This is a genomic window from Leptospira ainazelensis (assembly GCF_016918785.1).
GTDB lineage: Bacteria > Spirochaetota > Leptospiria > Leptospirales > Leptospiraceae > Leptospira > Leptospira ainazelensis.
In genome coordinates, this window is record NZ_JAFFPT010000014.1 from 1 (window position 1) to 13,541 (window position 13,541).

At 44.3% G+C, this 13,541-nt stretch carries 11 protein-coding genes; 2 read left to right on the forward strand and 9 right to left on the reverse strand.

Going from position 1 to position 13,541, the window contains the following annotated elements:
• Positions 1 to 425: 425 nt before the first annotated feature.
• From JWG44_RS03845 to folD, 5 genes are all read right to left on the reverse strand, one after another.
• The gene (locus JWG44_RS03845; protein ID WP_408611875.1) at positions 426 to 1,490 is read right to left on the reverse strand and encodes an esterase/lipase family protein; all 1,065 of its coding nucleotides are present in this window, start codon (positions 1,488 to 1,490) and stop codon (positions 426 to 428) included.
• A gap of 212 nt (positions 1,491 to 1,702) precedes the next feature.
• Positions 1,703 to 2,464, reverse strand: coding sequence for a 23S rRNA (guanosine(2251)-2'-O)-methyltransferase RlmB (gene rlmB, locus JWG44_RS03850; RefSeq protein ID WP_205273754.1), 762 nt, complete (start codon positions 2,462 to 2,464; stop codon positions 1,703 to 1,705).
• Entirely contained in the window at positions 2,449 to 3,864 is a 1,416-nt protein-coding gene (gene cysS / locus JWG44_RS03855; protein ID WP_205273644.1) for a cysteine--tRNA ligase, read from the reverse strand. Before cysS ends, rlmB begins: the two co-directional genes overlap by 16 nt.
• Positions 3,861 to 4,826 carry an acetylxylan esterase gene (locus tag JWG44_RS03860; RefSeq protein ID WP_205273645.1) on the reverse strand — a complete coding sequence of 322 codons (966 nt, stop codon included), beginning with the start codon at positions 4,824 to 4,826 and terminating at the stop codon, positions 3,861 to 3,863. Before JWG44_RS03860 ends, cysS begins: the two co-directional genes overlap by 4 nt.
• Before the next feature lie 15 nt (positions 4,827 to 4,841).
• Positions 4,842 to 5,696 (reverse strand): bifunctional methylenetetrahydrofolate dehydrogenase/methenyltetrahydrofolate cyclohydrolase FolD, encoded by an 855-nt coding sequence (gene folD / locus JWG44_RS03865; protein ID WP_205273646.1) that lies wholly within the window; start codon positions 5,694 to 5,696, stop codon positions 4,842 to 4,844.
• Between the two features lie 81 nt (positions 5,697 to 5,777).
• On the opposite strand from folD, the gene asnS reads away from it, so the two are divergent.
• The gene (gene asnS / locus JWG44_RS03870) at positions 5,778 to 7,085 is read left to right on the forward strand and encodes an asparagine--tRNA ligase (RefSeq protein WP_205273647.1); all 1,308 of its coding nucleotides are present in this window, start codon (positions 5,778 to 5,780) and stop codon (positions 7,083 to 7,085) included.
• Between the two features lie 144 nt (positions 7,086 to 7,229).
• Positions 7,230 to 8,021, forward strand: a complete 792-nt coding sequence (locus JWG44_RS03875) for a tetratricopeptide repeat protein (RefSeq protein ID WP_205273648.1) — start codon at positions 7,230 to 7,232, stop codon at positions 8,019 to 8,021.
• A gap of 767 nt (positions 8,022 to 8,788) precedes the next feature.
• On the opposite strand, the gene JWG44_RS03880 is transcribed toward JWG44_RS03875, so the two are convergent.
• From JWG44_RS03880 to JWG44_RS03890, 4 genes are read right to left on the reverse strand one after another with little or no spacing between them, the layout of a single operon-like run.
• Entirely contained in the window at positions 8,789 to 9,652 is an 864-nt protein-coding gene (locus JWG44_RS03880) for a hypothetical protein (RefSeq protein ID WP_205273649.1), read from the reverse strand.
• 36 nt (positions 9,653 to 9,688) lie between these two features.
• Positions 9,689 to 11,665, reverse strand: coding sequence for an ATP-dependent DNA helicase (locus tag JWG44_RS03885; RefSeq protein ID WP_205273650.1), 1,977 nt, complete (start codon positions 11,663 to 11,665; stop codon positions 9,689 to 9,691).
• Positions 11,662 to 11,790: a hypothetical protein gene (locus JWG44_RS22430; protein ID WP_269752189.1), complete on the reverse strand. Its 129-nt coding sequence runs from the start codon at positions 11,788 to 11,790 to the stop codon at positions 11,662 to 11,664. The genes JWG44_RS03885 and JWG44_RS22430 overlap by 4 nt, the downstream gene beginning before the upstream one ends.
• On the reverse strand, positions 11,787 to 13,379 hold the full coding sequence (locus JWG44_RS03890; RefSeq protein ID WP_205273651.1) for a sodium-dependent transporter: 1,593 nt from the start codon (positions 13,377 to 13,379) through the stop codon (positions 11,787 to 11,789). The genes JWG44_RS22430 and JWG44_RS03890 overlap by 4 nt, the downstream gene beginning before the upstream one ends.
• Between the last annotated feature and the right edge of the window lie 162 nt (positions 13,380 to 13,541).

Genomic DNA, 13,541 nt, shown 5'->3' on the forward strand with positions numbered 1-13,541 from the left:
GAATCAGGAGAGATTCTCTGTTTTTCTTTTTCAACAGGCTCCCAAAAATCAGGGCGGGGCGCGCGGCTTTCACAGAGGATTGTCGTTGTTACGACAAATTCCTTTACCGATTTTAACCCACTTGTGGGAAAGGTTATGCCCTGATTGGGTGGCGGAGGAGAGTCGGATTCACTCAATGCGCCGCTCTCTACGGATCGCGTGAACTCAATGCGCCGCTCTCTACGGATCGCGTGAACTCAATGCGCCGCTCTCTACGGATCGCGTGAACTCAATGCGCCGCTCTCTATGGATCGCGTGAACTCAATGCGCCGCTCTCTATGGATCGCGGCGCAGGAAAAAAACGGGCGGCTTTTCTCTATCATAAAAATGGAATGTTATCAAAGGTAGATCTCCCGTTGTTTTGTCGGAATTCCGACAAAAACTTCTTACAACGCGTTGATCATCGTTATAACTTCGTTAAAATATGTATTCCTCGCCGTGTTACTTACATGGTTTCGAAACGAAAGCTGAGCGTGATCAAAATCCTTTGAAATCTGACGCGCTCCGGGAAGTTTTGAGGACATCTTTCCGCTCGTCGTGGTTACGATTCCGTCGCTCTTATTCGCAAAACTCGGACTTCCGTTGCTCAAAAAAGTGCACCCTATCGTATAGATGGAATCCGAACCCGGATGTCCGTTACAAACGCTCATCGCTCCGTAAAATGCGGTGACCCTTGTGTCTTTCGAAGAATCGGAAAGTAATCTCTCCAAATAAATATTGTAAGCCCCTTCAATGTATTCACTCGGGATAGGGACCGTATAACTCGTCCCGAATGCGTTCGTGTATGCAAGATCCATTCCTCCCTGTGTCCCGGTCATAAAGCCGATCAGATCGCCTAACGTTCCAAAACTTCCCTGATAGTTCGAAGACGCAAACGGAGAACCCAAATAAGGAGTTCCGAGTGAAACGATAAAATCGATCACGTCGCTTGTATTGTTCTGATGATAAAGAGCGGAACGACTCACAAGACCTCCCATGGAATGCGCTAGAAGAATCACCCGATCATCCGCCGTAAAAACTGAATTCAGCTTTTCGACCAATCTTCTTCCGTTATTCTCCACGTAATCGGAGGTTCTATAAGTAAAGGTGTAGAGTTCGTAATTTGTCTGGACTCCGGAAAGATTTTGAGAATACATTTCCAAAACTTCGTCCCAGGTTCCTCTTAGATTGGAAACTTTAGTGAACTTATCCGTGGGAGGATCGATATTTTTTTCCTTAAAATCCCAACCGTGTATCAAAACGATTTTCGGTTTGGCTTCTTTCATCTGAGGGGTTGCTACCGCAAATTGATCCGCAGAGATCTGGGACTTTAATTGAACATGAGCCAGTGGAAAAAATTTATAAAGCTCATGGTTGGTCTCTGCCCAAAATGCAAAGGTGAGGGCGCCTAAAATTTCTTCCGCCAAACTCTCCTTCTTTTTTAGATTGAGTTTTTCCTTCAGTTTATCGATGGAAAGATCGGAACAAGAGGGAAGAAGGCTGAGAGCGATCGTTACGATCGAAATTTTGAAAAGATGGTGATAAGATTTCATTGTTTTCCATTGGGGAAGGAAAAATAAAAAATGCAAGAGTTAAATCGAAATCTAATTTTACAAAAAAGAATTAGAATCTCCTAAAGGAGTTTCCATTTAGGAATATAGACAAAGAGATGGAAAGATTCGAACTACTTGCGGTTTACGAGTCTGTCTAAAACGACCCCGGTCGCGACCGTGACATTTAAGGAGGAAAGATTTCCGTGCATAGGAACTCTCAAGACGAAGTCCGATTTTTCCATTAGGATTCTTTTTACACCTTCCCCCTCGTTTCCCATCAAAACTGCGAGTTCTTTCAGCTCGGGAAGTTTGGACCAATCCTCGATTCCTCGATCGCTCGTGGAAACGATCCAATATCCGTTCTCTTTCAGGAGTTCAAGTGTGTTGGCGAGATTCTTAACCGTAAAAATTTTCAAAAAAGAAAGAGCTCCGGAGGAAACTTTTTCGACAACCGGAGTGATTCCGGCGGATTCTCGGTCCGGAAGAATGACGTTCTGGATCCCGAAACATTCTGCGGTTCTCAGGATATTTCCTAAATTGCCGGGATCCTGGATTCTATCCAAAATCAAAAAGGCTCCCGGTTTGGATGGAAGAATATTTTCTAAATCCTTTTGATCCAGCGTCGATTCTTTGCTGGAAACTTTTACCGCTACCAAACCCTGATGATTTCTTCCGGGAACAAGAGCGTCTAACTTAGAAACTGAAACTTTGTGGACCTTGACGTATGAGGGAAGTTTTTTTAAGATCTTATCTACGATCTCGGAACCCGGGTTTTCTTTTACATACAACTCGGTGAAAGGAAAAGAATGTTCCTTCCCTTGGTGAGCCTCCGTCAGTTCGATCAGAGTTCTCTTCCCGAAGATGTATTCCTGTCTAGCTATTTTCTTCTCCAGCGGAGTCCGTCTTTTGTGTCTTCTATGATAATACCTTGTGCCAAGAGTTGATCTCGGATCGCGTCGGAGCGGGCAAAGTCCTTATTCTTTCTTGCGAGTTGTCTTTCTTCGATAAGAGAATCGATCTCGGAATCGATGAGATCCTTTTGCGGTTGGAAGGAGAGAACTTCGAAAAGTTGATCGTAATATGCAAAAAGTTGAATAAATTCTTTTTTTTCTTTGGAGGAAGGCGCGCCCGAATCGAGAAGGGAATTGATCTGTTTCAGAGATTCAAAAACGACCGCCAAAACTTTGGAGATATTGAGATCGTCGGCCAAGGATTCTTCGATATCCTTTTTCCAAGTAAGAATAGAGGAGCTCGTAAATTGAAAATCGGGAAGAATCTCGTAATCCGATTCCGCCTCCAAAAGGCGATCCAAACAGTTCTGCATTTTCCGAATGCTGTTTGCGGATTCTTCCAAACGATCCGTGGAAAAATTCAGTTTGGAACGGTAGTGGTTCGAGATCAAAAGAAAACGAATCGTTTTTGGATCGATTCCTTTTTGGACAAGATCGCGTAACGTGTAAAAGTTCCCTTTGCTCTTGGACATCTTTTGTCCGTCTACGAGGAGGTGTTCGGAATGAAGCCAGGTTCCTACAAAGGTTTCTTCGGGAAAGGCTCCTTCGGATTGGGCGATCTCATTCTCATGATGAGGAAAAAGAAGGTCTACCCCGCCGGTATGAATGTCCACACCGCCGTGATACACTTTTCGAATCATCGCGGAACATTCCAAATGCCATCCGGGACGTCCGGTTCCGATCTCGGTGTTCCAAGACGCTTCTCCTTCGACCTTCGGACTTTTCCAAAGGACAAAATCTCTCACGTCTTCTTTTTCGTATTCGTCCGTATCATAACGGGTTCCTGTTTTCATTCCCGAAGTATCGATCTTGCTGAGTTTCCCGTAATTCTCAAATTTCTGAATCGAAAAGTAAAGACTTTCGTCCTTCTCATAAACAAGACCTTTCGATTTTAGTTTTTGTATGATTTCGATCATTTCCGGAATCGATTCCGTTGCTTTTGGGTAGTGTTCTAGGATTTCGGCGCGAACGGTTTTTAAGTCTTCGAAAAAGGCTTCCGTCCAGGGTTTTGTAAATTCTTGAATGCTCTTTTTGACTGCGATGGAATCACGGATGATCTTGTCGTCGATATCGGTGATGTTCATCGTCATATCCACGCCGTAGCCGAGAAGTTTGAGGGATCTTCGAAGAAAATCCACAAAAAGAAAGGCTCTCAGATTTCCGATATGAGCGTAGTTATAGACCGTGGGTCCGCAGGAATAAACCGTTACACGCTTCGGATCAACGGGAGAGAATTTTTCTTTTTTGCCCGTAAGGGAATTGTGAAAATAAACTTCGATCATTCAGGAAAGAATATTTCCCTCACAAATTCTAAATTGGCGCCGTTTTGTTTTTCACCCTTGAGACCGGCCTCGTTTCCTTCCGTCGGATAGACCTGCATTCTTTTGTCGCAGTTCATATGATTGAAAAGTGCGAAGATCGATTTTGGATGAGAGATCTTATCGTCGAGGCCGACGGAAACCAAGGTCGGAATTTTGATTTTTTTCGAAAAGTTTATACTATCATAATATGCTAAACTCTTTTTCATCGCCGTCTTTTTTGTTTTGGAACTCGCGAGCTGAAGATTGATTTCCTTCATCCAACTCTTTTCGAGTTTGAGTTGTGTATCGTCTATATGGCAGAAGTTCGGAGTTTCTAAGATAAGACCTTTTACTCGGTTTGTAAACGCCGCGCCGAAAACCGCAAGGGAAGCGCCGAGAGACTTTCCGGAAAGGATGATCTTTTCTCCGTCGATCCCGTCTGTGAGTCTTAAAAATTCGATCGCGCGGATCACGTCCAGATAAAGTCCTTTCATATAGAAAGAATCCTTTCCGTCCAGACCTTTGGAAAAATAACCGGGCGTCCAATCCGGATCCGCGATTTCGCCTTCTTTCAATTGAGGACGGACCAATTGAGTTCCGTGCCCTCTTAAATCGATGATGAGTTGTGCGACTCCCGTTTCGGTGAGTCCTTTGATGATTGCGGGTCTTTCATGACCATAATCGTGGAAATGGATGACAACGGGAAGATCCCCTCTTTTTCTCGGAATGACGAGGGTTCCCGCGATCGTAGCGTTTTTCCAGGATTGAAAGGAAATATCGTAGATTGTTTCCTTGATAATCGATCCTTTGAGGAGCGCTTTGGATTGTTTTTTAATCGGAAAATTCTTTAAATCTCGGATCGCCTCGGACCAAAATTCATCGAGGTCCGTAGGGCTATGGAGCTCCGGATAGGTCTGAAAGCATTCGTCAAAACTGATCGCCATCAGGAAACATCGTTTTCACTTTACCGGTGGTGTAAAGTGTTCTTTTGAAGAATAAAGAGTCTGTAAGAGCAATACCGCGATCGTCATCGGGCCAACGCCACCCGGAACCGGAGTATAATAAGAAGAATTGTCTTTTGCTTTGGAAATTTCGATATCGCCTACGTTTCCGGGATTGTAACCCGCATCCAAAAGAACCGCTCCCTTTTTGATCCAATCCGCTTTGATAAATTCCGGTTTTCCGACCGCGCCGACGACGATGTCCGCCTGTTTTACGATTTCGGGAAGATTGGTCGTTTTAGAATGGCAGAGTGTGACGGTGGCGTTCATCTCCGTAAGAAGCATCGCCATCGGTTTGCCTAAGATCGGAGAACGGCCGACGACGACCGCGTTTTTGCCGGAAGGATTAATTCCGTATTCTTGAAGAAGAAGAACCATTCCGTAGGGTGTACAAGGAAGATAGGTTTCGACTCCCATGGAAAGTTTTCCAAAGGAAAGCGTGGTCACGCCGTCCACGTCTTTGTGAAGGGCGATCCGGTCAAAGGCGGCTCTTTCGTCGATTTGGGGAGGGGAAGGATGTTGGAGAAGAATTCCATCCGTGTTCGGATCGGCGTTGAGTTTGTCGATGACGGCCAACAATTCTTCAGTCGTTGTGTTTTCTCCAAGACGAATCATCTCGGAACCCATTCCCACGGAATGACAGGCTTTGACTTTCATGGAAACATAGGTTTCGGAAGCGGGGTTGTTTCCCACGAGGATCGTCACAAGTTTGGGAATTCTTAAATTCTTTGCTTTCCGCTCTTCGATTTCCGTGCGGATTCCATCTCTGATCTTTTCGGAAAGTTTTTTTCCATCTAACAAAACCGGATTCATACTTCTCAGGATTTCCGAGCGGGTCCGTCTGTCAGGTAAAAAATATCCTTTCCGGTAAAACCGAAAGCGTAAAATGAGTCTATGTCCGAAACACAAGTCGTTAGCAATCATGAATTAGAAAAACACGTAGATGAGAAAGTCGTAATCCAAGGTTGGGTGCACGGAATCCGGGGAAGCAACGCAAGACAATTTCTCTCCTTAAGAAACAGCGGGAAGATCATCCAAGTCCTCGCCGAAAAAGAAATCCTCGGAGAAGAATTGTTTCAAAGCGTAAAACATCTCAAACAAGAAACATCCGTCTCGGTGACCGGAAAGTTGGTTCGAAACGAAAAATCTCCGATCGGATTCGAACTCATCTTAGAATCCATCTTGGTCGTGGGAGAATCCGAAAATTATCCGATCACACCCAAGGAACACGGAATCGACTTTTTAATTTCTCAGAGGCATCTCTGGTTGCGTTCTTCCAAACAACTTGCGATCCTTCGTGTGAGAGACAATCTTTCGTTTGCGATCCGCAAATACTTTCACGAAAGAAATTTTTTATTGATCGATACTCCGATTCTCACGGGTTCCGTGGGAGAAAGCGCGGGAACTCTTTTTTCCACAGAATACTTCGATTTGGGGAATGCGTATCTCGCACAAACCGGACAACTCTATTTGGAGACCGCAATCTTTGCTCACAACAAGGTCTTTTGTTTTGGACCGACCTTTCGCGCCGAGAAGAGTAAGACAAGAAGACATCTCACCGAGTTCTGGATGGTGGAAGCGGAAGTCGCCTTTGCGGGTCACAAGGAGAATCTCAAACTCCAAGAGGATTTCGTAAAGACGATCATAAAGGAAACGGTTCAGAATTCTTTAGAAGATTTGAAAGTTCTGGATCGGGACCCGGCTCCGTTGCTCGCGTATTTGGAAAAGGAATTTCCGGTGATCGATTATACAAAGGCGCTCGAAATTCTACAATCCAAAGGAGAAGAGATCGTTTGGGGAGACGATATCAATTCCGAAAGGGAGCAGATGCTGACGACAGAATATGGAGGTCCGGTTTTTATCCAGAAATATCCGAGAGAAGCGAAAGCATTTTATATGAAGGTGAATCCGGAAGATCCAAAGACGGTTTTAAACGCGGATCTCATCGCTCCGGACGGTGTGGGGGAGATCATCGGAGGTTCCGAAAGGGAGGAGAATTATGAGAATATCGTTCATCGTCTGGGAGAGGAAAATCTTCCCGTGGATTCTTATGAATGGTATCTGGATCTGAGAAAATACGGCTCGGTTCCTCATTCCGGTTTTGGTCTCGGTTCGGAGAGAATGATCGCCTGGATCTGCGGCCTCCAACACGTGAGGGAATGTATTCCCTTCCCGAGGATGATGGAAAGACTTTATCCTTGAAACGCGATCCATAGAGAGCGTTTCGCTGAGTTAACGCGATCTGTAGAGCGACCCGTAGGGAGCCGAGATGCTGAGTTAACGCGATCCGCTTTTTTTTAAGCTGAATTCCCCGCACCCAACCGATAAGGAAAATAGAGGTATCGTATGGGTCAGAATTTAGCAGTATCCAATTTCACTTCCATTGAAGAATCGGCTTGGGAACTATTCGAAACGGGTTCCTATGAAGAAGTGATCGCGATTGCGAAAAAAAATCCGAATCATGTATTTTTAAATCATCTGAGTGGAATTGCTGAGTTTGAATCCGGCGCCGAAACCGGGATCAATTATTTTTTAAAAGGATCCTCCGTCTTGAGTCCGCTCGTAGAAGCCTATCTCCTCAAAGAAAGCGGGAAATTAAGGGACGCTGCGAAGAAGTTTCACGAGTATTTTCGATCTTCTTCGGTTCCGGTTTCTTATCCTATCTTAAGAACCGGAATTCTGGTGAGCGAAGACGCGGTCGACTTTAAGACGGTTTTGGATCTTCTGGCAATCTATAAAGGAAGATTTGCAAATGATTACTTTTGCAAGACTGAATTTTTTGCAAATTATCAAACAAGAAAATACAAAGAAGCGATCCAAGTTTTTGCGGAAAATGCAAAACGTCTTACGGAAGAAAGAGACGTCTTAGGAGCCTTAGGTTTGGCTCTGGTCCATCTCGGAAATTTTGAGGAAGCAAAAACAGTTCTTCAGAGGATTCCCGGATACGAAGAACTTCCGACATTTGAAGAAAAGAAAAAAGAATTTTCGGAAAAGATCGCGAGTATTCCCAAGATGGAAGCAAAGAGAAAGTCTCTTTCTTCTTCCGAGCTGATCGATTTAGGTTTTGCTTATCTTTTTTCTGAGAATTTTAAAAAGGCGGAAGAAGTTTTTAGCGAACTGGTCGCCGCTCAAGGGTAAAAAAAAGTTCGAAAAAGAAGATCGGAGATTCTTTGCGAAAACAAAATCTCCGGTTTTAGCAATTCTCTCGTTTCCCTTTCCCGCCTCAATTACGGAAACTCGATTTTAAAAACCTCTTCATTGAGTCGTAGGTTCCTACAAAACTTACTCTAAAATCTTCGTAGACCCCTTTCCCTCGTTTGGTCATAACCTTATTCACAAAGTTGGAAAAAGGATTGAAAATCAACGCAGAGATCACAATCAATTTTTTTGTAGGAGTTCCTACGGGGGATTTTTTCTTGCAAAATTATGATTTTGTGATATAGCAAAGTCTCCCGGGGTCTTCCGCCTCCGCCCAAAAATTAGCAGAACCATACTCACAAGTTGAGGAGGTTTTTGGAATCAACAAGGATCCGATCCGATTTTTTGTAGGAGTTCCTACGGGGGAATTTTTTTCTTGCAAAATTATGATTTTGTGATATAGAAAATCTCCCGGAGTTTTTCCGCCTCCCGCCCCTCCGCCCAAAAATAAGGGTGGGGCCCGCGACTTTCACAGAGGATCGTCGGAGTTACGACAAATTCTTTTAAAGATTCATTTCACTGAAGTAGCCTGGCCTGCGGGAAGACCTCAGTGGATTTCCCTATATCAGAAAAATTGAACTCTTTCAAGAAGGATTCCCGATAAAATTTTGTCGGAACTCCGACAAATCCGAATTTTAACTCTTTACAGCGAAAGTTCCTTTGAATATCGGAATTCGTTTTTGCGAATCAGGTTCAAACTTACTGGATCATTTATCCTTCAGAATAATCACCCTGCAATTCTTGAGAGCGTTCTTTGTTTTCGGAGAAGCCAACAACTTTCTTGCGTCCTCGCTCGCGATCACGGGGTTTACGGGATAATGACCAGTGACGCCGAGCGCGGTCACAAAATAAGGTTTTAAACCTGCGATCGGAGAACGAAACGCTTCTTCCGGGGTTTTCATATAACTCACATAACCGTTTTTCACGGCGTTTTCTTTAGAAATAAAATAAGGAGAATAAATACTGTTCCCTTCCTCCGAAAGAATTTCGGGGAACAGGGCGGTTTCCATTTTAAGATGTCTTGCGTCCACGATCAGGGAAGTAAAATCAGCCGCTAAAGTTGGAGCCGGATATTCCGGAAAGTTTTCGGTTTCATACGAAAGAAAAACGTAATTTAGAATTCCTCTTTTTCCTTTAAAAAGGATCGTTCCCTTTGCGATAGCCTGATTCTCCACAAAATTCACCGTGCTTAAAATCGGTTCGATCTCGTAGATCTGGTTGAAAATTTCCCGAAACATAGAATCTTCTTTGATCTTTTCTCTCAGTGTGAATTCGGAATCGAGCTTTAACGTATCGATCTTTCGAAAAAGATATTTCTTCAATTCTTCTTCCGCAGCATTTGCGGCTTTTTTTCGGGACTCGGTCAGATTTCTTGCGGTGTTCTCCGCCCCAAAATCCGGATCTTCCACGGAGTAGGTCAGTTTAGGAAGTTTGAATTTAAGAATTTTCTGAATTTCCCCTTTTTTCCAATTGATGACCGTATCCGTGAAGTCTCGGGTTTCAAAAGAAAAGATCGTGAAGGTTGGAAGAAAAACAAAAAGGATGAGTAAGAATCGGATTTTAGAATTCATAGTTCTGCGCATTGATAAATAGAATGGTTCTTCTATTTATTTCGGCAGATTGCTGAATTCTCTTCTTAAATCTTCTTGGTTCTGGACGAGTTTTGCCGGAGGAAGCGACTTCAAAAGATCCTTTCCGTAGGTTTTTGTAAACACTCTTGGATCCAAAATCGTAACGATTCCCGTATCCGTCCCCGACCGAATCAGTCGTCCAAAGCCTTGTTTCAAAACCGTACAAGCATACGGAAGTTGCAACTCTGCAAACGGATTCCCGCCGGATTCTTTTAACTTCTCGCTCTTTGTCTCAAGGACGGGATCGTTCGGAACCTGAAACGGAAGTTTGGCGATGATCACCGATTTGAGTTTGTCTCCTCGGATATCGATTCCCTGCCAAAACGTGGATACTCCGAATAATACACTGTTAGGCGTTTCGAGATACATCTGTTTGGCCCCATCCGGTCCCAAATCGGATTGAGAAAAAAGCGGAAGATCGGTATGAGGACGAATCGCTTCATACACGAGTTTCAAAGATTTAAAAGAGGTAAAAAGAACAAACGTATTTCCTTGGGTCAATTCGATGAGCCAAAGAATCTGTTTTGCCAGATCCGCGTGATATCCGTCCGGATCTCCGACCGGATCCCGGATTTCTTTCGGAACATAGAGAACCGCATTTTTTTGATAAGGAAACGGAGAAGGGACTACCATGTTCGCGGTCGGTAAGTCGCCGATCTTTTTCTTAAAATATTTAAAATCGTTTCCCGCAGTGGAAAGAGTCGCGGAAGTAAAAACGATCGACTGCATTTTTGGAGCGAACAAATCCTTGATGATCTTATCCGGGCTCATCGGTTCCATGCAGATTTTGTAATAGATCTCCTTTGAATTCTGATCCGGAGGTTCGATCCAATAGACCAGTCCCGGATCGTCCGTCAAACGAAAGGACTCGAGGCCCACGGCGATCTGTTCCATTCTTCCGGATAACATCTCCAAAACGAGAGAACTTTCCTTTTCCGTAATGTCTTCAGAGTCCTTCGATAATTTAGAAAGATGTTTCTGGAGAATCTCGGTGATCTCCGAGAGCACGTTTGCAAACGCGCCTCGATCCAGTCTCAGAGGTTTTTTGATTCTCTGAGGACTGTAAAAGTTCAGAGGAACTTCGCCGGAAAGTGAATTGAAAAAAACGGTAAGGGCTTCACCCGCTTTGGAAACCAGATTTTTCAATTCGTTCGAACCGATTTCACCCGCGATTCCCGAGTTCTTGGAAGGAAGCCAGATCTGTTGTAAAAGTTTTTGAATTTCTTGAGAACGGATTTCCTGACGAAAGGAAGAACCGATGATATCCGGAAAGTTATGAGCCTCGTCGAGGATGACTCTGCTAAAGTCGGGAAGAATGTTGAAGTCGCTCGCGATATGCGCGGCAAGAAGGTGATGATTGACGATCAGAATATTACATCGTTTCCATTTTTCTCTTTCTAAAAAATAATAAGAATGGGAAAAGTTCGGACAATTTCTTCCCAGACAGTTGTCGGCCTCTCTCGTAACCTTATTCCAAAAATCATAGGAAGCGGTTCCCGTAAATTCCTGCTTTCTTCCGGACTCGGTATTTCGGATCCATTGATTGAAAGAATCCAGATGAGGAATCATCTCGGGACCGAAGGTTCCATCGCGCATAACGTGATTCATTTTTCGTTTGCAGACGTAGTTGGACGCTCCCATGGCGACTTCCGCTCTGAGGTCCACTCCGAGAATTTTCGAAACCATCGGAATGTCTTTTAACAAAAGTTGTTGTTGGAGCGACTTTGTTTCCGTGGAAATGATCACGGGTTCTTCCCTTTCCATGGAATTCAATGCGGCGGGAATCAAATAGGCGAGGGACTTTCCAACACCCGTTCCGGCCTCCGCGATCAGATGTTTTCCGGAAAAAAGGGCCTCTTCGATTCTCTGTGAAAGTTGTATCTGACCGGATCTAGGTTCGAAGTCGTCCCAGATCGTGGAAAGTTTATCAAAATACGCGGCTGTACGGTTCAATGGTTTCTGGTTATAAAAAGTTTATAAATACAAAATAAGGAAAGACCCGTGACCAAAAGTAAGGAAAGAGACATGATCAGAGTTCCCTGCCAGTTTAGACCGGTCATCTGTGCAAAAAGAATCATTCAGCTTTTAACCTCCTTTCCTTATAGATCAATGCGTAGTGGACGAGGAGGACGATCAAACTGAAAATGATCAGAATTCCAAAAAAGACGGATCGGGAAATGAGCGCTCCCATCCTCGCGATTTCAATGGAAGTTCCTTTGGTGATCGCACGAGCCACCATCGTATCCACGCTCATTCTTTCAAAATAGCCCGGAAGATTCTGAAACAAAAAGGCGACAAAAACTACGAGCAAGAACGCGGGAGTGATGTATTGAATCACAAACCAGAAAAATTTCGGAAGCTCCAGATGAGAACCTTCGTTTCCGTCTTCGAGGCCTTTTTTTGCGCCCACCTTCCAGCCAAATAAGAAAATTTGAATGCTCGCGAGAATAAAGATCAAAACCGTTCCGATCCAAAAATCCGCGAGTTCTAAGGCTTGGAAGTTTTGGTTGAAGTAGAGAATCGGAAAACAAAGACTTCCGGTAAAAATAAAAAGGATAATACTCGAAACCTGTCTTCGTAGGCCGAAGGATTCTTCCAAAAAAATAATTCCCGGTTGGAGCATGGTTACGGAGGAAGTGATCGCCGCGAGAAAAAGGACGAAGAACCAGATCGCACCGAAAAATTGACCACCCGGCATCATCGAAAAAACGGAAGGAAGCGCGATAAACCCCATACCAAAGGTTCCGAACTCGCTGATCGAACCGCCTATAAAAAGATACGCGACCGGGATCGTAATCATACCACCGATTGCGACTTCCACAAATTCGTTTAGGGAAGCCGCGGAAAGAGAGGAGAGGACGACGTCGTTGTCTCGTTTGAGATAACTCGAAAAAACAAGGGCGATTCCAAAACCCGCAGAAAGTGTAAAAAAGATCTGACCGGCTGCCGCGATCCAAACTTCGGATCTAAGAAGTGCGGACCAGTCCGGGTTCCACATTCTACCCAAACCCAAGTCGATATTGTCTAACGTGAGAACCCGTACCAAAATGACGGCGGAAGAAGCCAACATCAGAGGAACCGCGATCTTTGCAAAGGATTCGATTCCTTTTGAAATTCCCCGGTAGACAAGAGCGAAGTTCAACGCAAAACAAGCGAGCGTTGCGTAAAAAATTTTACCGTAAATCGCGTCTCCATTTTGACGAGCGCCGGTCAAATCTAGAAAATAATTTCCGGCCGCTTTGATTATTTCGGGTTGAGGAGTTTGTCCGTTTGTGTTCAATCGAATCTGACCCGTTAAAAATTCGAAGGAATAGGCGAGACACCAAGCCTCAATAAAAACGTAATATACGTAGATGAGAATCGGGACCGTAATCCCGATGGCGCCAACGATTCTTAGGGGGAAACCGGATAAGAAACTTTTGAAGAGAAAAGGGGCGCTGTGACCGGTTCTGCCTCCCATTCTTCCCATGATCCATTCGGTGATACAAACGGGGATTCCGACCAGAACAAAGCTGATGATATAGGGAACCATAAAGGCTCCTCCACCGTTTGCGACCGCCTGTCCAGGAAAACGAATGAAGTTTCCGAGACCGATCGCACCGCTTGCAACGGTAAGAATCAGTCCGGTTCTGGATTTCCAGCTCTCTTTTGGGGGTTCCTTGCTCATGCTCTGGTTCTTGCAAAACATACGCCAAACCTCTCACTGTCAAAAGAAAAGCTAAGATTCCTGGAAAAAAGGGGACATAAGAAGGAAGGAAAAAAGGCACTCGATTTCAATAGCGCGGAAAGAAAAATTGATTAATGTCAATCTGGCAGAAAAAAGTAGACT